The sequence below is a fragment of the Bacillus sp. JK74 genome, assembly GCF_053663395.1.
The window spans coordinates 94,333-112,893 of the sequence record NZ_JBSJQB010000004.1; the positions used below are offsets into that span (position 1 = coordinate 94,333).

General features: G+C 45.6%; 21 protein-coding genes and 2 pseudogenes. 13 read left to right on the plus strand and 10 right to left on the minus strand.

What is annotated here, in order from left to right:
• Positions 1 to 29 precede the first annotated feature (29 nt).
• The 5 genes and pseudogenes from ACWJJ5_RS13595 to ACWJJ5_RS13615 form a co-directional block, all read right to left on the minus strand.
• The gene (locus ACWJJ5_RS13595; RefSeq protein ID WP_101562719.1) at positions 30 to 260 is read right to left on the minus strand and encodes a hypothetical protein; all 231 of its coding nucleotides are present in this window, start codon (positions 258 to 260) and stop codon (positions 30 to 32) included.
• Positions 261 to 643: 383 nt separating this feature from the next.
• A pseudogene (locus ACWJJ5_RS13600) lies at positions 644 to 1,200 on the minus strand (hypothetical protein).
• Between the two features lie 95 nt (positions 1,201 to 1,295).
• Positions 1,296 to 2,003 carry a hypothetical protein gene (locus ACWJJ5_RS13605; RefSeq protein ID WP_454022469.1) on the minus strand — a complete coding sequence of 236 codons (708 nt, stop codon included), beginning with the start codon at positions 2,001 to 2,003 and terminating at the stop codon, positions 1,296 to 1,298.
• A gap of 88 nt (positions 2,004 to 2,091) precedes the next feature.
• Positions 2,092 to 2,358, minus strand: coding sequence for a hypothetical protein (locus ACWJJ5_RS13610; protein WP_015416855.1), 267 nt, complete (start codon positions 2,356 to 2,358; stop codon positions 2,092 to 2,094).
• 105 nt (positions 2,359 to 2,463) lie between these two features.
• Positions 2,464 to 3,741, minus strand: coding sequence for an Nramp family divalent metal transporter (locus tag ACWJJ5_RS13615; protein ID WP_088005335.1), 1,278 nt, complete (start codon positions 3,739 to 3,741; stop codon positions 2,464 to 2,466).
• 657 nt (positions 3,742 to 4,398) lie between these two features.
• Here ACWJJ5_RS13615 and ACWJJ5_RS13620 point away from each other — a divergent pair.
• Positions 4,399 to 4,752 (plus strand): hypothetical protein, encoded by a 354-nt coding sequence (locus ACWJJ5_RS13620; RefSeq protein WP_007410203.1) that lies wholly within the window; start codon positions 4,399 to 4,401, stop codon positions 4,750 to 4,752.
• A 58-nt stretch (positions 4,753 to 4,810) separates the two neighbouring features.
• On the opposite strand, the pseudogene ACWJJ5_RS13625 reads toward ACWJJ5_RS13620, so the two are convergent.
• From ACWJJ5_RS13625 to ACWJJ5_RS13635, 3 genes and pseudogenes are all read right to left on the minus strand, one after another.
• Positions 4,811 to 5,026: pseudogene (locus ACWJJ5_RS13625) on the minus strand (DUF2188 domain-containing protein); the annotation flags it as partial.
• 57 nt (positions 5,027 to 5,083) lie between these two features.
• Positions 5,084 to 5,491: a DUF5360 family protein gene (locus ACWJJ5_RS13630; protein WP_025853738.1), complete on the minus strand. Its 408-nt coding sequence runs from the start codon at positions 5,489 to 5,491 to the stop codon at positions 5,084 to 5,086.
• Positions 5,488 to 5,853 (minus strand): DMT family transporter, encoded by a 366-nt coding sequence (locus ACWJJ5_RS13635; RefSeq protein WP_007609539.1) that lies wholly within the window; start codon positions 5,851 to 5,853, stop codon positions 5,488 to 5,490. Before ACWJJ5_RS13635 ends, ACWJJ5_RS13630 begins: the two co-directional genes overlap by 4 nt.
• Positions 5,854 to 6,019: 166 nt before the next feature.
• Here ACWJJ5_RS13635 and ACWJJ5_RS13640 point away from each other — a divergent pair, with 166 nt between their 5' ends.
• From ACWJJ5_RS13640 to ACWJJ5_RS13655, 4 genes are all read left to right on the plus strand, one after another.
• Positions 6,020 to 6,826 carry an EcsC family protein gene (locus ACWJJ5_RS13640; RefSeq protein ID WP_173613247.1) on the plus strand — a complete coding sequence of 269 codons (807 nt, stop codon included), beginning with the start codon at positions 6,020 to 6,022 and terminating at the stop codon, positions 6,824 to 6,826.
• 100 nt (positions 6,827 to 6,926) lie between these two features.
• Positions 6,927 to 7,298: a glucose starvation-inducible protein GsiB gene (gene gsiB / locus ACWJJ5_RS13645; RefSeq protein ID WP_012116853.1), complete on the plus strand. Its 372-nt coding sequence runs from the start codon at positions 6,927 to 6,929 to the stop codon at positions 7,296 to 7,298.
• A gap of 134 nt (positions 7,299 to 7,432) precedes the next feature.
• Entirely contained in the window at positions 7,433 to 7,774 is a 342-nt protein-coding gene (locus tag ACWJJ5_RS13650; protein WP_077721828.1) for a cupin domain-containing protein, read from the plus strand.
• Complete coding sequence (locus ACWJJ5_RS13655) at positions 7,768 to 8,127, plus strand: YdbC family protein (protein WP_077721829.1); 360 nt, start codon at positions 7,768 to 7,770, stop codon at positions 8,125 to 8,127. The genes ACWJJ5_RS13650 and ACWJJ5_RS13655 overlap by 7 nt, the downstream gene beginning before the upstream one ends.
• 24 nt (positions 8,128 to 8,151) lie before the next feature.
• On the opposite strand, the gene ACWJJ5_RS13660 is transcribed toward ACWJJ5_RS13655, so the two are convergent.
• Positions 8,152 to 8,973, minus strand: a complete 822-nt coding sequence (locus ACWJJ5_RS13660; protein WP_003156225.1) for a manganese catalase family protein — start codon at positions 8,971 to 8,973, stop codon at positions 8,152 to 8,154.
• Between the two features lie 83 nt (positions 8,974 to 9,056).
• On the minus strand, positions 9,057 to 10,109 hold the full coding sequence (locus ACWJJ5_RS13665; RefSeq protein WP_182069752.1) for a TRAP transporter substrate-binding protein: 1,053 nt from the start codon (positions 10,107 to 10,109) through the stop codon (positions 9,057 to 9,059).
• A gap of 80 nt (positions 10,110 to 10,189) precedes the next feature.
• Here ACWJJ5_RS13665 and ACWJJ5_RS13670 point away from each other — a divergent pair, with 80 nt between their 5' ends.
• The 8 genes from ACWJJ5_RS13670 to ACWJJ5_RS13705 all read left to right on the plus strand — a co-directional run bounded on the left by ACWJJ5_RS13670 (position 10,190) and on the right by ACWJJ5_RS13705 (position 18,535).
• The gene (locus ACWJJ5_RS13670) at positions 10,190 to 11,812 is read left to right on the plus strand and encodes an ATP-binding protein (RefSeq protein ID WP_454022470.1); all 1,623 of its coding nucleotides are present in this window, start codon (positions 10,190 to 10,192) and stop codon (positions 11,810 to 11,812) included.
• Positions 11,787 to 12,458 carry a response regulator gene (locus ACWJJ5_RS13675; RefSeq protein WP_003156219.1) on the plus strand — a complete coding sequence of 224 codons (672 nt, stop codon included), beginning with the start codon at positions 11,787 to 11,789 and terminating at the stop codon, positions 12,456 to 12,458. The genes ACWJJ5_RS13670 and ACWJJ5_RS13675 overlap by 26 nt, the downstream gene beginning before the upstream one ends.
• 109 nt (positions 12,459 to 12,567) lie before the next feature.
• Entirely contained in the window at positions 12,568 to 13,824 is a 1,257-nt protein-coding gene (gene dctP, locus ACWJJ5_RS13680) for a C4-dicarboxylate transporter DctP (RefSeq protein WP_058906576.1), read from the plus strand.
• A gap of 185 nt (positions 13,825 to 14,009) precedes the next feature.
• Positions 14,010 to 15,059: an AI-2E family transporter gene (locus ACWJJ5_RS13685; protein WP_173613248.1), complete on the plus strand. Its 1,050-nt coding sequence runs from the start codon at positions 14,010 to 14,012 to the stop codon at positions 15,057 to 15,059.
• Positions 15,060 to 15,160: 101 nt separating this feature from the next.
• On the plus strand, positions 15,161 to 16,087 hold the full coding sequence (locus tag ACWJJ5_RS13690) for an ABC transporter ATP-binding protein (RefSeq protein WP_069013422.1): 927 nt from the start codon (positions 15,161 to 15,163) through the stop codon (positions 16,085 to 16,087).
• Positions 16,080 to 16,847 (plus strand): ABC transporter permease, encoded by a 768-nt coding sequence (locus tag ACWJJ5_RS13695; RefSeq protein ID WP_007410217.1) that lies wholly within the window; start codon positions 16,080 to 16,082, stop codon positions 16,845 to 16,847. The genes ACWJJ5_RS13690 and ACWJJ5_RS13695 overlap by 8 nt, the downstream gene beginning before the upstream one ends.
• 94 nt (positions 16,848 to 16,941) lie before the next feature.
• Positions 16,942 to 17,277, plus strand: a complete 336-nt coding sequence (locus tag ACWJJ5_RS13700) for a hypothetical protein (protein WP_003156210.1) — start codon at positions 16,942 to 16,944, stop codon at positions 17,275 to 17,277.
• A gap of 115 nt (positions 17,278 to 17,392) precedes the next feature.
• A complete protein-coding gene (locus ACWJJ5_RS13705) occupies positions 17,393 to 18,535 on the plus strand; it encodes an acyl-CoA dehydrogenase family protein (protein WP_173613249.1) in 1,143 nt (380 codons plus the stop codon).
• Positions 18,536 to 18,561 lie beyond the last annotated feature (26 nt).

The window sequence follows — 18,561 nt, forward strand, 5'->3', positions numbered from 1 at the left end:
CAAAAAACTCGTGATGGATCAGCGCGGTTTCATCTTAAGAACAGCCAGAGAGCGGTCACAACAGCGATCATAAAGTAATCTCCATCATTCAGTGTAGTTCCATTTTTGACAAACACACGTGCCGTCCGGTTTGTCTTTGTCCCTTCCGGGGTTTTAAGCGCAATGTTCTTCCCTATATTGTAATAAACAACTTTAAACAAATAATATGCCAGCGAACAGAATAAAAAGAGCAACATGAACTTGCCAATAAACAATATCATGTTTCATTACTCCCTTTTGCCGTTTTTTCATTTGAATATATGACGGAGAAGTCAGGATGTTATATAAAAGGAGAAGTATTTTACAGAGGCCGGTGTTAAACATTAATGAACGGTTCGCCGCAACATCCCCAAATCCGGAACAATTTCAAAATGAAAGAGAAGCCCTAGGATTATAAAAAAACAGACCCTAATTTGTCCGCTTTTTTTTGAAAATTTGATCCAAGATGAACATAAAGAGAGTGAATAAAAAGGACACCGTAATCATATCTATCAGAGATAGATTAGAGGTTTCTTTTATTAGTAGCAGCCATACCACCTGCAAAACTAAAGAAATAGAAAAATAGGATATATATTTAATGCTCTTCATACCCATTGCCCCCTTATTAGCCTAATTTCTCTTTTGAAATCTTATCCAAATTAGTAAAAAGGAAATCCAATCCCGAAAATAAGAAAGTGATGAACAATGAAAGAAGCACTTCTCCGCCTTGAAATATAGATATGTTCTCAATGATATGATTGGAAACGTATTGAACTGAGAAGTAAACAGCAGCCCATGCAAAAATGAATTCAAGGATATAGGCTGACCAAGCAGGCAATGTCAAAACATGAGTCATTCCTTTAACAATTGCCGTAAGGATAAGCATATAAACTAAAGCTAAGATACTGACGACGACAGAAAATATGTATAAGTCTGAAAGAGAATCATATATGATGTAATCTCCGAAAAAATGATGTATTGTTACAGCTGCAAAACAAATAATCAGGCTGGGTACAGTTATAGCGAAGAACAGGGAGAATCCAATAAGCCCTATGAATGCTGTATGAGCTAAGCGGTTTGGCGGTGTATCCACGATCTCTTTTTTAATAGAATCATAAAAATAAGAGATGAAATCACAAGGCAGCATAAGAAAGTGAGCAAAACAGTAAAAAAGACAGTCATGTGACATCTCCAATGAAAAAGTGCTATTAGAGTGAATCTAACAGCACTTTGCATTACTTCATACGTATTTTCCTGCTGATCATTGATGAATGAGTTTAAAATGCTTTCATTGCTAAAGTTGTCAAATGAGCGAGGTTTTTAGCCTGGCTGTCAGAAAGTCCGGACTTTTTAAGTGAGAGATAAAGATTCTTTTCCACATCAGTCCAGCTTAAGGCGACATACTCGTTCAGCATTTTCTTTAAAACCGGTTCTATATGTTGATTGAAAACGGATTCGAGTTCATTTCTTATTTTCTTTCCCGCTAATTTTTCAACAAGATTGAATAATTTTGTTTTATTTTTCAGCACCTCTCTGATTGCATCTTTGACTGGTTTTGACACAGATGCATCGCTTTGTGCTTTAAGTCCGTAGGAAAATTGCGTATCAGTCTGATAAAAAAATGATTTTGTCGTTCCAGTGGCGTTGGCAGTATTATTATGATTTTCTTTAGCTAAGGATGCGGGGACAAAAGCAGTAGTTACAAGGGCTAAAGATGCGGCAAACAGAATGCCTTTAGCTGCGTGTTTAATGGGAAATCCTCCTTTAGAAATGTAGTGTAGAGAGAAATGAAAGACTATGTATTTAGGCGGGACCTGTATGATCCGCTTTGAACATTTTTCCCTCTCAGATACCATTCTATCAATAGGTATTTTTTGGGTAAATAGGATTTTAATACGATATTTTTCTCGCAATTCAAAATCTTCTTTAGCAGGATTTATTTTAGCTGCAGTTTTGTGAAATAGAACATGGGCTGGAGCCTGCATGTACAGGCTGTTTGAGGCGGAATCACATTATCGGAGCAGTTTTTATAATGCAGGCTTAGGTAAAAAAATAAACAGGCAGCATGCCTGTTTATTTTCGTTTGCGTGAAAGAGCGAAGAAAAACGGGAAGGCGGAACCGGCCAATAACGTACCGAATAAAAACATGCCTCCGATGAACACATGATAGTTCACCCCGCCGATCCAAAGCCCCGTGATTAAGGAAACGATACTTAATGCGATCATCACAAAGCCGGGAATCAGACGTTTCTTACCCGTTGTCCGATAAGCAAAAAGAGAACAGAAGATACCGATGACAATCGGCACAATCCACAGATAAAAAAGGATAAATACTGACATAAGCAAAACTCCGATTTTTCTTCTATCATACCAAAAACGCCCGGAAAAAGATACGAACGGCACCCGGTGCCAAAAGAAAAACCGGCCGCTATGGCCGGTTTTTTTCTAACGGAATGAATCGTAGATCACAAACAGATTAAGCGCGATCACCAAAACCGCAATCAGCCAGGCGAGAGCCGTCACCCATTTTCGGTTCGTCAGGGCGCCCATCAGGCGTTTGTTGCTTGTAAACATAATCAGCGGCACGAGTGCAAAGGAGATGCCGAATGAAAGAACGACCTGGCTCCATACGAGCGCTTCTGTGGCGTTGACCCCCGAGATAATGATGATCATCGGCGGAATGATGGTAATGAAACGCCGCAAATAAAGCGGGATACGGTAACGGATGAAGCCCTGCATGATAATATCGCCTGACAATGTGCCGACAGAAGAGCTTGAAAGCCCTGCGGCCAGCAGCCCGATCCCGAAGAGAATGGCTGAAGCCGGTCCGATATAGTGGCCGAATTGCTGATAAGCCACGTCTAAATCTTCTACATACAGCCCGTTCTTGAAGAAAAGCGCGGCAGCGACGATGAGCATGCTTGCGTTAATCGCCCCGGCGATCACCATCGCGATGAGAATGTCAATCGTCTCAAATCTAAAAATCTTTTTCCGCTCACTATCCGTTTTTCCGACGACACGGCGCTGTGTCAGTGCGGAATGTAAGTAAATGGCATGCGGCATCACGGTTGCGCCGAGTATACCGGTTGCCAAGAGCACACTGTCCATTCCGTCAATTTTCGGGATAAACAGCCCTTCGAGAACGGAGGCGGCGTCAGGTTTGGCAAAGAAGGTTTGCAGAGCGAAGGCGATCACCACGACAAACAGAAGTCCGGCGATGCCCGCTTCCAGCGCCCTGTAACCCCGGCGCTGCAGCTCTAAAATCGCGAATGATCCGATTGCCGCGATAATGGCCGCTTCAACCATCGGTATGCCGAACAGCAGGTTGAGCCCGAGCGCCGCCCCGATAAATTCTGCCAGGTCAGTTGCCATAATCACCAGTTCACCCTGTATCCACAGCCCGGCGGATACCCATTTCGGATACCGGTCTCTGGCGATTTCCGGAAGGTTTTTACCCGTGGCAATGCCGAGCTTCGCGGAAAGAACTTGGATTAAAAAAGCCATCAAGTTTGAAAAGAGGATGACCCACAGCAGCATATACCCAAATTTCGAACCAGCTGAGATATTCGTAGCGAAGTTTCCCGGATCAATGTAGGCAATCGCCGCGATAAAGGCTGGGCCTAAGAAAGGCAGAAGCCGCTTGAATCCCTTGCTTTTGCCGTCAAGTGCATCCTGCACGGCTTTTGCTTGCAGTGATTGTGCTGAGATGTCTTTGCTCATTATGTCTCACCTAAATTCTGATAGATTTTTAGCTAAATAACAAAAAGTTTCCTAGATGCAAATTATTTTATCTACATCATAAATCCGCTATTATGAGATGTCAAGTTCTTTATGTTCAATAAACCGGTACATTGATGCCCTGTTTTATCTATGGTATGTATCCCGCCGAAGAAAGGTCCGAAAATGAAAACGGCATCGTTCCGGGAAAGAAGCGATGCCGTTCGCAAAGCGTGTTTCCGCGTCCGATCATGCGCGGATGCGTTGAGCGTTCTTTTAAAAAGGTGAAAAGAGGACACTTGCTCATATCACTTCACAACTTTCTGTCCGGTGCAACTGATCCTGAGAAAAAGACGCAGTATTTCCTCCGTTTTCCCGGGTAAATAGAATAATAATGTTTCTTTCCATTGGAAGATAAAACCTTTCTGTACCATTCAAATGACCTCCGTAAAAACTCCGGCTGCTCTGAATAAACGTTTGAATCAACGATATATCAGTGATTCCAGTCCAATAAACGGCTGTTATTTATCAAATAAAGAATCGGCATGGTCACTTGCGAAGAAAAGAAGTTGGAGCATTAGACTTATTTCAGTCTCCCGGGCAAAAAAGTATAATAACGTCAGGAAAGCTTTCCAGCCATATGATAAAAGAGGGGGAATTTTCTTGGTACGTCGTTTGTCGATCATTTCTTTAGCCATGATTTTTGCTGTTTCTTTATTCGCTTTTGGCGGCTCTGCATCAGCAGCAGCTTTCAAACCTAAAGCTGAACCGGACGTTTCCATTTTAGCCAGCGGGGGTACAGTCGGTATTTACGGTGCTAATATGCGCTCATGCTCTAAGGTCAGCTGTTCAACGATCACAACATTCTCAAGCGGTAAAAAAATTACAGGTTCTTGGGTCACCGGAGAATATGTTCAAGGCCACTACACCAATTCTAATAAATGGCTGAAAGTCACGTATGCAGGAGCGACAGGCTACGTTTCAGTCACCACATTATCTTATTATTACGGTTTATAAGCAGAAAAACCTCGTTCTCTTGAGAGCGGGGTTTTTCCTTTATTCCGATTCAATTTCCGCGTTTCGTTTCATCATCGTGTTTCATCAGCTGATCGATTTCTTCCTTAGAAGCGCTTTTTTTCCACTCTTTCGCCTGACTTGTCGCAATGGGAATAGCCCGTCCTTCTTCATAACCCTCATCTACCATCGCATTCGCGATTTCGATCGCTTTTTTCTTCACAGGTTCCTCGAGATTCTTCCATGATTGCGGATAATCCTTCATAGACCAAGGCATGTCTATCACTCCTTTATGAAAAGTGTTTCCCGCCTGAAGAAAAAGAAAACCGCCTCATCAAAAAGAATGACAGCTATTTTTACGAGAGACCAGCAATTTCCGAATAAAATATAAAGGATAAAGAAGCAAGTACAAATTGAATGCCCACCACATCAGATCAAAATCACCGATAAATACCCAAAAGGCAATCGCTTGCAGGCCTGAACAAAAGGTCAGCACAAGTGATATTAATGCGAAAGGGCGCCATAATGCATGTTTCCGTTTATAAAGAAACAAGCTGTACAGCCCGGTCAATGAAATGAAAATATCTAGGGGAAAGAATGACCAGTTCCAGGCCATTATCATGGCGTTATCATAATCTTTAAACGCCATGTTTTTTGGAATCCACTCAAAAAAAGTAACAATCCAATAAATGATAAATCCAATATCTGTAATGAGGAAGAGAACCTTTAACCCTTTCATCATCTATTTCTGTCCGTATGAACGCTGATGCCGTTTGATGACGTTTCACTTTCAGAAATAAAGTTTAAGGAAACGACACCGATGATGATCAGAAGAACAGAGACAGCTTTTATAACAGAGAACTGTTCATGAAAGAAAAAAATTCCGATCGCGGAAATCAGCACGATCCCCATTCCCGACCAGACCGCATACGCGATGGAGACACTTATATATTTCAAAGTCAAAGTAAGAAAACAAAGGCTGCCGATATAAAACAATAACAATAAAATACTTGGAACAAGTTTTGTAAATCCATTTGATAATTTCATGCTGACCGTACCCAATACTTCAAAAATGATCGCTAAACTTAAATAAATCCATTGCATTCAACATTCTCCTTCAATCGTATTATTCAAAATTATACAATATATAGAATTTGAAGAAAATTAATCAATGGAATGTTTTCCGGATAAAAAGTCCGGCCGGGTGTAAAAAGAAAACGCCATAAAGGTATACTATGTAGAAAGAAATCAGAAAGGACGTGCAGGACGGGTGACAGAAGAACGGACAGACCTGGAAAGACAACTGAGAGACATTCAAAAATGGGAAAAGGCGCAGCAGAGGGCGATGTTCTGGCAAACATTCACCCGCTTGCCGTTTCAGCTTTTGGACAAGCTGACACCGCAATTTATTCAGAGGAAAATCGGACTCATTCTCGATGAAACGGGAACGTTTATTCAGTCAGGCGGACAGTACCTTACATCAGAAAAGCGCATCATGAAAAAGTTTCAAAAACGGCTGCCGCACGGTACATGTCAAACGCTTCACGACATCCGCAATGCGCCGCTTGCCGTCATGGACGAAATCGCAGAAGCCATAGCGCGTACAAGCGTAAAGGCCGCGACGGTGCAGGGAGCCGCAACGGGAGTCGGCGGCGTGTTTACGCTTGCGGCAGACATTCCGGCGATGCTCGGCCTGTCCTTAAAGACGCTGCAAGACATCGCGGTTGCTTACGGCTTTGATCCGAAAGACAAAAAAGAACGCGTGTTTATCGTCAAATTGCTTCAGCTTGCATCCAGTGACGTCATCGGAAAAAAAGCGATCCTGCAAGATTTACGGCAATATGATCAAAACGACCAAACCTATCAGCGCGTCGCCTCGCAAATCCAAGGCTGGCGGGAAGTCGTTTACAGCTACCGCGATACGTTCGCCGCGAAAAAACTGCTGCAAATGGTTCCGGCCGCAGGCATCATCTTCGGCGCGTCCGCCAACCGTTCAGCTTTAGAAAGCATCGCGGAAACAGGCATCATGCTTTATAAGAAACGCCGGATTCTAAAACGCATGAAGGATACAGAATGATAAAAAACCACCCGAAAACACATTCAATGTGTTTTCTTTGTTTATCAGTTCTGAAATCGGGAAACCAACAACCAACACCAATTAAAGGAGGAATTCAAAAATGGCACAAGATAATAACAAAATGAGCAGAGAAGAAGCAGGTAAAAAAGGCGGAGAAGCTACAAGCAATAACCATGACAAAGAATTCTATCAGGAAATTGGTCAAAAAGGCGGAGAAGCCACAAGCAAAAATCACGACAAAGAATTCTATCAGGAAATCGGTGAAAAAGGCGGAGAAGCCACAAGCAAAAATCACGACAAAGAATTCTATCAGGAAATCGGTGAAAAAGGCGGAGAAGCCACAAGCAATAACCATGACAAGGAATTCTATCAAGAAATCGGCCAAAAAGGCGGAGAAGCTACAAGCAAAAATCATGACAAAGATTTTTATAAGGAAATCGGCCAAAAAGGCGGAAACAGACGAAGCAGCTAATAAAAGCATAAAAGGCAGACAACCTGCAGATCAAAAGCGATCCGGCACATCAGCTGGATCGCTTTTTATTTTGGGAAAATCTTGATCTGAGTCGCCGTTACGATACAATAAAATGAAAAAGGGGTTTTTCACTCGTGTCTGACATGCTGAATTTGCTCGCTATCGCCAATAAAGTCAAAGAAAAACACGCCAATTTTTCAATCGCGGAGATCAATGACCACTGTGTGCGCCTCGCAGTGTTTACGGGAGAATATGACTGGCACCATCACCCTGACTCAGATGAATGGTTCATCGTTCTGGAAGGTGAGCTGCTGATCGATTTTAAGGACAAAGAAACCGCAGTGCTCAAAGCAAATGACAGCCTGCTCATCCCGAAAGGCACGATTCACCGCACCCGCTCTTACGTCAGAACCGTGAATCTCTGTGTCGAGCATACGCATGCGAAAACAGTCATCACAGAGGAACTGTCATGCTGATCAAAAAGATTGTATGTGAAACAGACGCTGCAAACGCTGAAGCATTTGGGCAAGCACAGTCAAGGTGGGGAGCATTATCCTGTGTAAATGGCTTCGTCAAACAGGCCGGCGGCTGGCGGAAAAACGCAGACGGCCTGTTCATCGCAGAGATCATCAGCGTTTGGGAGAACAGACAGGCCTATGATGATTTTATGGAGAACGAACATGACCGCATATACGAAGAAAACGAGCAGAAGGCTGCGATTCTTTCAATAGAAGTGATGCTGTACGAGGGGGATGAACCTGTCATTCACGAGCTGTTACATCACCCGGACATCCGATACGAACCGGATTGGACAGTTGTGCGCACATAAAAAAAAGCCCCTTTAGAGGCTTTTTTATTTTCGTCCGGGAAGCGTGTTGTGGACATACGGCGGGACGGGGTCCAGCTTAGCTATTTCGCCGTGCGCTTTCGGTTCCTTTTCGTATTCAAAAGGTTCTCCGTCCGGCGCTGTTTCCTTCAGCCAATTTTGTTCAGCGCTTTCTGCTCCATCTGAGAAATGAATAAGCTTATGGGAGAATGACTGTTTTTCCAGCGCCTTCGGGAATGTGGAAGGAACGATCGGACCTTCCTGTTCTTCTAATTCTTTAATGGCCGCAAGCCATTGGTTTTGATGCATGGTATCGCGGGCCAATAAAAAGCTGAGCATATCTTTCACGCCTTTATCATCGGTCATTTCATACAGGCGTGCGACTTGAAGCCTTCCTTGTGATTCGGCGTTCAGATTGGCGCGGAAGTCTGCCAGAAGGTTTCCGCTTGCGACGATATAGCCTGCGCTCCACGGAACGCCCGTGCTGCTCTCCGGCATTGCGCCGAGTCCTGAGACAATGGCATGATGCGGGTTCATCCCGCCTAAAATGGACCCGATGACCGGATCATCAGCCGCTTTTTCCTGCTCTGCCAGCGGGGCGTCTTCTAACAGTCTCGCAATCATCGTCGCGATCATTTCGACATGGCCGATTTCTTCCGTCGCGGTATCCATCAGAAGATCCTTATATTTTTCATTGCCCCGTGTATTCCATCCTTGGAACAAATATTGCATGGCGACGGATATTTCCCCGTATTGTCCCCCTAAAATTTCCTGCATCTTTTTTGCGAACAGCGGGTCAGGACGATCCGGTTTAGCCGGATGCTGCAGTTTTTTCGTATGTGTAAACATGTCTCCATCTCCTTTTTTGCTCTGTCCCTATTTACTTCCCCGGCGGGAAAAGGGATGAAACGGAGATGGGCGTATTGGTCCTGCTAAGGCTCGCGGCGCAAGGATAACAAATCCTGCACAAGCCTGCGGCCGATCACCTGTTCATATTGTCCGTAAATCGGGTCGAGGCGTTTCATCCATGTGTTCTTTTCCGCTTTGCTCAGCACATGAATATGAATGGATGAATTCTTCTTTATCTCTTCAAGCTGGTCTTTATTCATTTTCTCAGCGGAGGCTTCGTTCCATTCCGTCGTTTCTCTCATCGCCTCCGTTAAGATGGTTCTCGTTTTTTCTGTCTGTGAATTCCAGAAATGCTCGTCGGTCATCACGGCATAACCGAGGTACCCGTGATTGCTGATTGTCAAATAATCTTGAACATTATAAAATTTTTTAGAATAGATATTTGAAATCGTATTTTCCTCTCCGTCTACGAGATTGCTTTCCAAGAGCTGAAACGTGGAATTAAAGGAATCCTGCCGCGGGTGCGCGCCGAGCAGGCGGTACTGGTCTTCGATCACGCTGCTCGGCATGATCCTGAGCGCCTGCCCTTTCAAATCGTCCGGAGTGAAGATCGGCCCTTTATTTGACGTGAGCTGCTTAAACCCGTTCGTCCAGTACGCCAGTCCTTTCAAATGATGCTTTTCTAAAGAAGCGAACAGGCGCGTGCCGATTTTGCCGTTGAGGCCTTCTTGCACGGCTTTATAGTTTGTAAACGCGTACGGCAGATCCAAAACACCCCATTCGGGAGACAGTGATCCGAGCTTTGAGGTGGAGGGAGCGATGAATTGCACGTCCCCGTTTTGGAGGGCGTTTATTTCTTCATTATCTGAATAGAGACTCCCGTTTGGAAATACCTCTACTTTAATGGTGCCGCCGGACTTTTGATAGACCAGGTCGGCAAATTTATTCGCCGCCCGCCCTTTAGGCGTGTTTTCAGCCACGACATGGCTGAATTTGAAAACCATTTGATCTTTCAGGCCTTCCTGTTCGTCATCATAATACGGTTCTTCCGTTGAGAAACGATCATGAAAGCCGATGAATAAAGCGGTTCCGATACCGAGTACCATCAGGCTGAGACAAGTCAGCAAGCTTTTCATCGAAAACCCCCTCCGCCATTTTCTATAACAAGCATAATCGGGCGGGCCGTTTTCGTAAAGAGACGGAAAGGAAGAGGCCAATGACGAAAAAAAAGCTCACCATCCGCTGGAAAATCACCATACTTTCGTATATCGTCGTGCTTTTTACCTTTTTGATCGTCGGCATCGTGCTGATCGGCAATATCCAGCATACAGAGGAGCGTGAGCTGAAAAAACGGCTGATGAATACCGCGCGGACGGTATCTGAGATGACCGATGTCAAACGCGCCCTGGAGCAGAAAAAACAAAGGGAAGACGTGCGCCATGCGGTCGAAGAAATAAGGATCATCAATGAAGCGGACTACATCGTCGTCATGGATATGGATCATATCCGCTATTCACATCCCGTCAGCACAATGATCGGAAAGCGTTCAAGGGGTGAGGACGAAGCCGCGGCGTTCGCCGAGCACATTTATTTTTCCGAAGCAAAGGGAGAGATCGGCACCGCCGTCCGCGCTTTTTATCCCATCAAAGACCGGGATTTGAATCAGATCGGTGTCGTTCTGGCCGGTAAAACGCTGCCCGGATTCGGTGAAATTCTTCTTCAGCTGAAACATGAAATACTGTTTATCGTTCTGCTGGCGCTCGGGTTCGGACTGGCCGGCTCCTTTTTGCTGGCCCGCCACATCAAAAAACAAATGTTTTGGCTGGAGCCCCATGAGATCGTGAGAATGTATGAGGAACGGACCGCAACGTTTCATTCAATGAATGAGGGCGTCATTGCGATCGATAATCAGCATCACATCACCATTTTTAATGAAAAAGCGAAGCAGATATTCAATGTCAGACAAGAGACCGACGGCAGGCTGATCTGGGACGTGTTAAAAGATTCGCGGCTCCCTGAAATCGTCGAGCGGAACCGAGCCGTATATAATGAAGAAATCCAAGTCAGCGGAAAGGTGATCATGAGCAGCAGAATTCCGATCGTCATGAAAAAGAAGGTCATCGGAGCCGTTGCCATTTTTCAGGACAGGACGGAAGCGGCGAAAATGGCGGAAGAACTGACAGGTGTGAAAAATTTTGTCGATGCGCTCAGAGTCCAAAATCATGAACATATGAACAAGCTTCACACCATCGCGGGGCTGATTCAGCTCGGAAAATCAGAAAAAGCGCTTCAGCTTGCTTTTAAGGAATCATCAGAACAAGAAAGCGTCACTGATTTTCTTCATCAGGCCATTCAGAATGACGCTGCGGCGGGGCTGCTGTTAAGCAAAATCAAAAGAGGAAAAGAGCTTGGCATTTCTGTGAAAATTGATGAAAACAGCAGTTTCGCGGCATTTCCGGAGCATGTCGACCAGCATGACATCGTCGTCCTGCTCGGCAATTTAATTGAAAATGCGTTCGGCGCATTCGAAACAGCGGACACGGAGGACAAACATATTGACATCAGTATCGAGCAAAATGATGAAGTGCTTGCTATATTAATAGAAGACAACGGAAGCGGGATTTCCGATCAGCACATCCCGCGCCTTTATGACAAAGGGTTTACCGTCAATAAAACGGGGGGAACGGGATACGGCTTGTACCTCGTCAAACAAATCGTCGACAAAGGGATGGGCGTGATTGAAGTCGACACACGGCAGGGACAGGGAACGGCATTTTCTATATTATTTCCGATGAAGGGGGAGGAATCATTCGATGGACATCAAGGTGCTGCTTATTGAAGATGATCCGATGGTGCAGGAGGTGAATAAAGAATTTATCACCGGTGTTTCGGGGTTCAGCGTCATCGCCACGGCCGCTGACGGAGACGAGGGAATCAGGCTTATAAAAGATCTGCGGCCCGGGCTCGTGGTATTAGACGTATACATGCCGAAAAAAGACGGAATTAAAACGCTCCAGGAAATCAGAAAACAAAAGCTCGAAGTGGACGTCATCATCGTCTCGGCCGCAAAAGACAAAGAAACAATCCAGCTTATGCTGCAAAACGGTGCGGCCGACTATATTTTGAAGCCGTTTAAGCTGGAGCGGATGAGGCAGGCGCTCGAAAACTATAAACAATATAAACGGAAAATTGAAGAGCATGACACCATGTCGCAAGAGCAGCTTGACATGCTGCTTAAAATTCCGCAAAATCCGTCCCGGGATCTGCCGAAGGGGTTAAATCATTTTACGATGAATGAAATTTTGACCTATATGAAACAGCAGACGGAGCCGCTTTCAGCTGAAGAAGCCGCCAAAGCGCTCGGAATTGCAAGGGTGACGGCGCGGCGTTATCTTGATTTTCTTGAGAAGGACGGCCAGATTAAGCTCGACATTCAATACGGGGGAGTGGGACGGCCGGTTAACCGCTACAAATTCGTCCGCTAGCCGAGACCAAAAAGACCAATATGTCCGTTATGATCATAAGCTTCCCCTCTTTGTATGAAAACGCTATCATTTTTTGTATAGACGCAGCGAGAGGCAAGGGGGAGTAGGGATGAAAATTTTCAAAAATCTTACGGTGCAGGTCATCACGGCGGTGATCATCGGCGTCATTGTCGGACTCGTATGGCCTGATGCCGGGAAGCAGATGAAGCCGCTCGGCGATACATTTATCAATGCGGTAAAAATGATTATCGCACCGATCATATTCCTGACGATCGTGCTTGGCATCGCCAAGATGGGAGACATGAAAAAAGTCGGCAAAGTCGGGGGAAAAGCATTTATTTATTTTGAAGTCGTGACCACCATCGCCCTTATTATCGGACTTCTGGTCGTCAATATCATGAAACCCGGTGAGGGCCTTGATTACAGCAAGCTTGAAAAAGGGGATGTCTCTCAGTACACCCAAAACGGGGGACAGGGGATTGACTGGATTGAATTTATCACTCACATCGTTCCGTCAAATATGGTTGACGCTTTCGCAAAAGGCGACATTCTTCAGGTCTTATTCTTTTCTGTTTTATTCGGTGTCGGCCTGGCGGCGCTCGGTGAAAGAGGCAAAAGCATTATTGATTTCTTCGATAAACTGTCGCACGTTTTTTTCAAAATCATCGGCTACATCATGCGCGCGGCGCCGATCGGCGCATTCGGGGCCATGGCCTATACGATCGGTCACTTCGGCCTTGATTCCATCAAGCCGCTGGCGAGTCTGATGCTGTCTGTATACGTTACGATGTTCCTGTTTGTATTTGTCGCTTTGAATATCATTTGCAAACTATTCGGTTTCAGCTTGTGGAACTATCTCCGTTTTATTAAAGATGAACTGCTCATCGTTCTCGGCACAAGCTCTTCTGAGTCCGTCCTTCCGCGGATGATGGATAAAATGGAGCGTTACGGCTGTTCCAAATCGGTTGTCGGCCTTGTCATCCCGACAGGATATTCTTTTAACCTGGACGGCACCTCGATCTATCTGTCCATGGCGACGGTTTTTCTGGCGCAGGTGTTCGGCGTTGACCTTACCATCGGCCAGCAGGTTACGATCATTCTCGTGCTGATGCTGACATCAAAAGGCGCGGCGGGCGTAACCGGAAGCGGATTTATCGTGCTCGCCTCCACTTTATCGGCACTTCAGGTTATTCCGCTGGAGGGACTGGCGCTGCTCCTCGGCGTTGACCGCTTTATGAGTGAAGGAAGGGCGATCGTCAACCTGATCGGAAACGGAATCGCCACCATCATCGTAGCCAAGAGCGAAAATGAGTTTGACGAAGCGAAAAGCACACAGGCCGTAAAAGAAATGAAAACGGCGGTATAAAAGGAAAGGAACGGCATGCATAGGGCATGCCGTTCTTTTTTTCGGCCGCCATGAGTAAAAAAGATAAATTTGTTTAAATTTATTAGGAGGTGGACAAAGACCTTAGCGTCATTTTGTTATATAATTTACAATTAGAGAGTGAAAGATGAAATCTAAGGGCTTTTTGTCCTAGCAGGAGTGTATAAATGGCGGCTATTTTTAAATTTTTTCAGCATCCGGGTGTCAGACGTTTTTCCGTTTTTCTTGTTTTGACTGGGGTGTTAGTTGTATTCCGAAGTATGATTAATTTGATTTTGCTTACGTTTATTTTTACTTTTCTGATGGATCGGCTGGAGACTGTCATCCGGCATGTGTTGAACCATTTTTTCCGGATCAGCCAGAGGGTGGTCATCACCATTTTATATATTGCGCTGGCTGTCGGGGCGACTGTCGGAGGCTTTGTCTTTTACCCGATTGTTGCCAAGCAGATTGAACAGCTGATTAAGCAGATCAAGCACATCGCGTATCATCCCGATGTCATTCCGTTTTATGATGAGATATCGAGCGTGTTCGGCGATATCAATATCGGTTCCTATGTAAAAGAAGGTTTTAATGTACTGTATACATACTTGGCCGATATCAGCACTTTCGGTTTGCAGGTCGTGATGTCACTGATTCTCAGCATGTTTTTCCTGTTCGAGAAAAAGCGGCTCACGGAGTTTATGAAAAAATTTCAGCACAGCAAGCTGTCTGTTTTTTACTACGAACTTGCTTATTTCGGCAGCAAATTTGCGAGAACATTCGGCAAAGTGCTTGAAGCCCAATTTATTATCGCGCTGGTGAACTGTATCCTCACCTTGATCGCATTGGCGATTCTGCATTTTCCGCAGCTGTTCGGCCTGTCCATCATGGTCTTTTTCCTCGGGCTCATTCCCGTTGCGGGTGTGGTGATTTCGCTCATTCCGCTCAGCATCATCGCGTATACGACGGGCGGCGCAGCGTATGTCATCTATATCGTGCTGGTCATTTTCGTCATCCATGCGATTGAGACGTACTTCCTTAATCCGAAACTGATGTCAGCGAAAACGGAACTGCCGATCTTTTTTACCTTTACGGTTCTGATTTTCTCAGAACATTTCTTGGGCATTTGGGGCTTGATTATCGGAATTCCGATTTTTGTATTCCTGCTTGATATTCTGGATGTCGTCAATAATGAGGAGAAGGAAAAAAACGGACCGGCTCCTGATAAGACATAACGTCGGCTCCGGCTCTTCACGAATATATGACTAATGTTATAATGCAGACAGTGCCTATGTACGGGCACTGTTTATTTTTTGTGAAAAAGGAGGAAGGCTGTATGACTGAGCCGATTTTACATATTGAAGGCCTTGACAAAACAATAGGCAAAAAGCACATTTTAAAAAACATCAGCATGGATGTCAGGCAGGGCGAGATCATCGGTTTGCTCGGTCCGAACGGGTCGGGAAAAACCACACTTATCCGAATCATCGTCGGCCTTTTAAAGAAAAACAGCGGCACGATTACAATTAACGGCTTTCAGCACGATGCTGATTTCGAAAAAGCGCTTGAATCCGTCGGAGCGATCGTGGAAAATCCTGAATTCTACCCGTACCTGACGGGGTGGGAAAATCTGAAGCACTTTGCCAACATGCACAAAAACATCAAAGAGGACAGGCTTCAGGAAGTCATCGAGCGGGTCGGGCTCACAAATGCCGTTCATGACAAAGTTAAAACGTATTCCCTTGGCATGCGTCAGCGTCTCGGGATTGCACAGGCCATTCTTCACCGTCCGAATCTGCTCATTTTAGATGAACCGACAAACGGGCTTGATCCCGGCGGAATGAAGGATTTCCGCGATCACTTAAAGGAACTCGCGGAGCTTGAAGGGACGAGCATCCTTTTTGCGACGCATTTATTGCGTGAAGTGGAGGACCTTTGCGACCGTGTCATCATCATTCAAAAAGGTGAGATCAAAACAGAGGTTGTTCTGCGCGGCGCTGCGGAAAAAGAAGAAAAAGCCATCCTCGACATTCAGCCGGCTGACGAAGCATTCGAATGGCTGTCCCAGCAGCAATTCGTTCCGGAGAAAAACGGCGGGAGCATTACCGTCACCGTAGCGAAGAAGGACATCCCGGCATTAAACCGTGCGCTCGTCGGACAAGACTTTCTCGTGTATTCCATCATGCCGTATGCGGAATCGCTGGAGGATGAATTCATGAAAGTGACGACGGCGCTTCAAGAGGAGGGGGAGACGAATGTTTAAATTGACAGCGAATGAGCATATGAAACTCTTTAACCGAAAAGTCTCATTAGTGGCGCTGATTCTGATGGCTGTTCTCCAATTTATTATGGCGCTTGTCATTAAACGGCTTGTCATCAGTTCCGGAACGGATGAGAATTTCATCGGCTATATGGCGTACGCCCCCGGGCTGAATATTCTGCTTGAGGCATTAACAATCGTGATCGCGGCAACGATCATTTCCGCTGAATTTGATAAGAAAACGATCAAATTTTTGTTAATCCGTCCGGTAAAGCGGGAGCGGATTTTTGTATCTAAACTCATTACCGTATTTTTGGTCAGCTTGTACCTGTACGCGGCGTACTATATTCTGTCTCTGCTGTTCGGCATGGCTTTCTTCGGAGTGTCGGTGACATCTGAATCAGGGACGCTTCTGATGAACACCCTGAAAGTAATCGGCACGAACTGGGTCGAGGCGTTTGCGATGGCATGCTTTGGCTTGTTGTGTTCTTCTGTATTCCGAAACAGCGCAACGGCCGTCATTTTGTCATTTATCGTGCTGTACGGCGCAAAATCACTCGTGACGATTATGTCGCTCTTCCAAAACAAATGGGGAAGTTTTCTGCTGTTCGCAAATACTGACCTGACGCAATATATGAGCGGGGCGAAACCGCTGTTTGCGGGAATGACGCCGTTATTTTCCGCAGGCATTATCATTATCCATATCGTATTCTTTTTAGCCGTCGCTTGGTGGAGCTTTTGCAAACGAGATGTTCGGGTATAAAGTAAAGGAATGACATTTTTGTGAAAAAGATCACGATAAATCAATAATTTATGCTATTTTGATTTATAATAAAGGTAATGACGGAGGTGCTCACTTGAGAAATTTTATTACCGCATTACCGATTGTGTTATTGCTTGGTTTTTCCTTTGTGTCATTCATGTTTCAATTCGAACATCTTGTTTATTTCAGGCTTGCGCTGGGTTTGTTTTCTACAGTGGGTCTGTTTCTCTTATATAAAATGAAGACGGGATTCCGTTATTTCATCATCTACCTGTATGCAAGCTGGATCGTGCTTGCGGCGGTTACCGCGTTTGAAGAGCCGATTTTTTCAAGCTTTTTCTTTGGCGGGCTTGTGATGACGATGGGTTATCTCACATATATGCTGATTTATCTCGGGCTCAAGCAGGACCGCGGCCCGGAAGCAGTCTGAACGCGCTATTCCATGGAATAGCGTGTTTTTTTTGTACAGCCTCACAGTTGCGAAACGAGACTTGAATCTCTATAATACTTATTAACTTTATCGGAATTATAATGGGGGGATTCCAGTGTCTTTATGGATACAGAATGAACGGCAGCGGGAATGGATGGAAAAAATCGGCCTGCTTGCAGACGAATTTCAAAAAACAGCCGCGCTTGATGATGAGGCGGGCCGTTTTCCTGCGGAGAAAATTCAAAGACTGCGCGACGCGGGATATACGGCGTTAACGGTACCTGAGGCATTCGGCGGTGCAGGCATTTCTGTTTATGATATGGTGCTGTTTCAGGAACGGCTGGCACGGGGAGACGCGGCCGTTGCTCTCGGAATCGGCTGGCATTTATCCGTCATGGGTGAGCTCGGAGAAGGAAACAGCTGGGATGAAGATGTCTTTTCATTTATCACAGAAGAGGTGAAAAAGGGAGCCGTCCTGAACAGGGCAGCGACGGAACGGCAGACCGGCAGTCCGACGAGGGGAGGAAGACCCGGCACCTCCGCTGTCAAAAAAGACGGAAAATGGGTGCTGAACGGCCGAAAAACCTTTACAACCCTTTCGCTGACTTTGGATTATATGCTTGTGACGGCATGGATTGAAGAAAAACAAACGACCGGTGTTTTTCTCATTCATAAAGATCAGGCAGGCGTTTCAGTCGAAGAAACATGGGATATGATTGCCATGAAGGCGACCGGAAGCCATGATCTCCTTTTAGATCATGTCACGGTCAGTGACGAGCGGCTTGTGGAGCTTACCAGCGGGCCGAGAGCGGCGAAAGTCAATGGCTGGCTGCTTCACATTCCCGCTGCTTATCTGGGCATCGCTCAAGCGGCAAGGGACTATGCCGTCCGGTTTGCATCCGAATATTCGCCGAACAGCCTGAACGGACCGATTAAAGACGTGCCGGCCGTTCAGCAGCGTGTCGGGGAAATGGAGCTTGAATTGTTAAAAGCGAGACAGTTTCTCTTTACGGCGGCCCAAATGTATGATGACCCGAAACGCCGCCCTTTCATCAAAAGCGAGCTCGGTGCGGCAAAACATATTGTGACAAATGCCGTCCTTTCTGTTGTTGACAAAGCAATGAGAATCACCGGCGCAAAAAGCCTGGAGCGAAATAATCCGCTTCAGCGGTATTATCGGGATGCCCGGGCCGGCCTTCACAATCCGCCGATGGACGATGCGGTCATCGGCAAATTAGCGGCGGAAGCCTTTGAGTAATAAAAAAAGAGCCTGAAAAAGGCTCT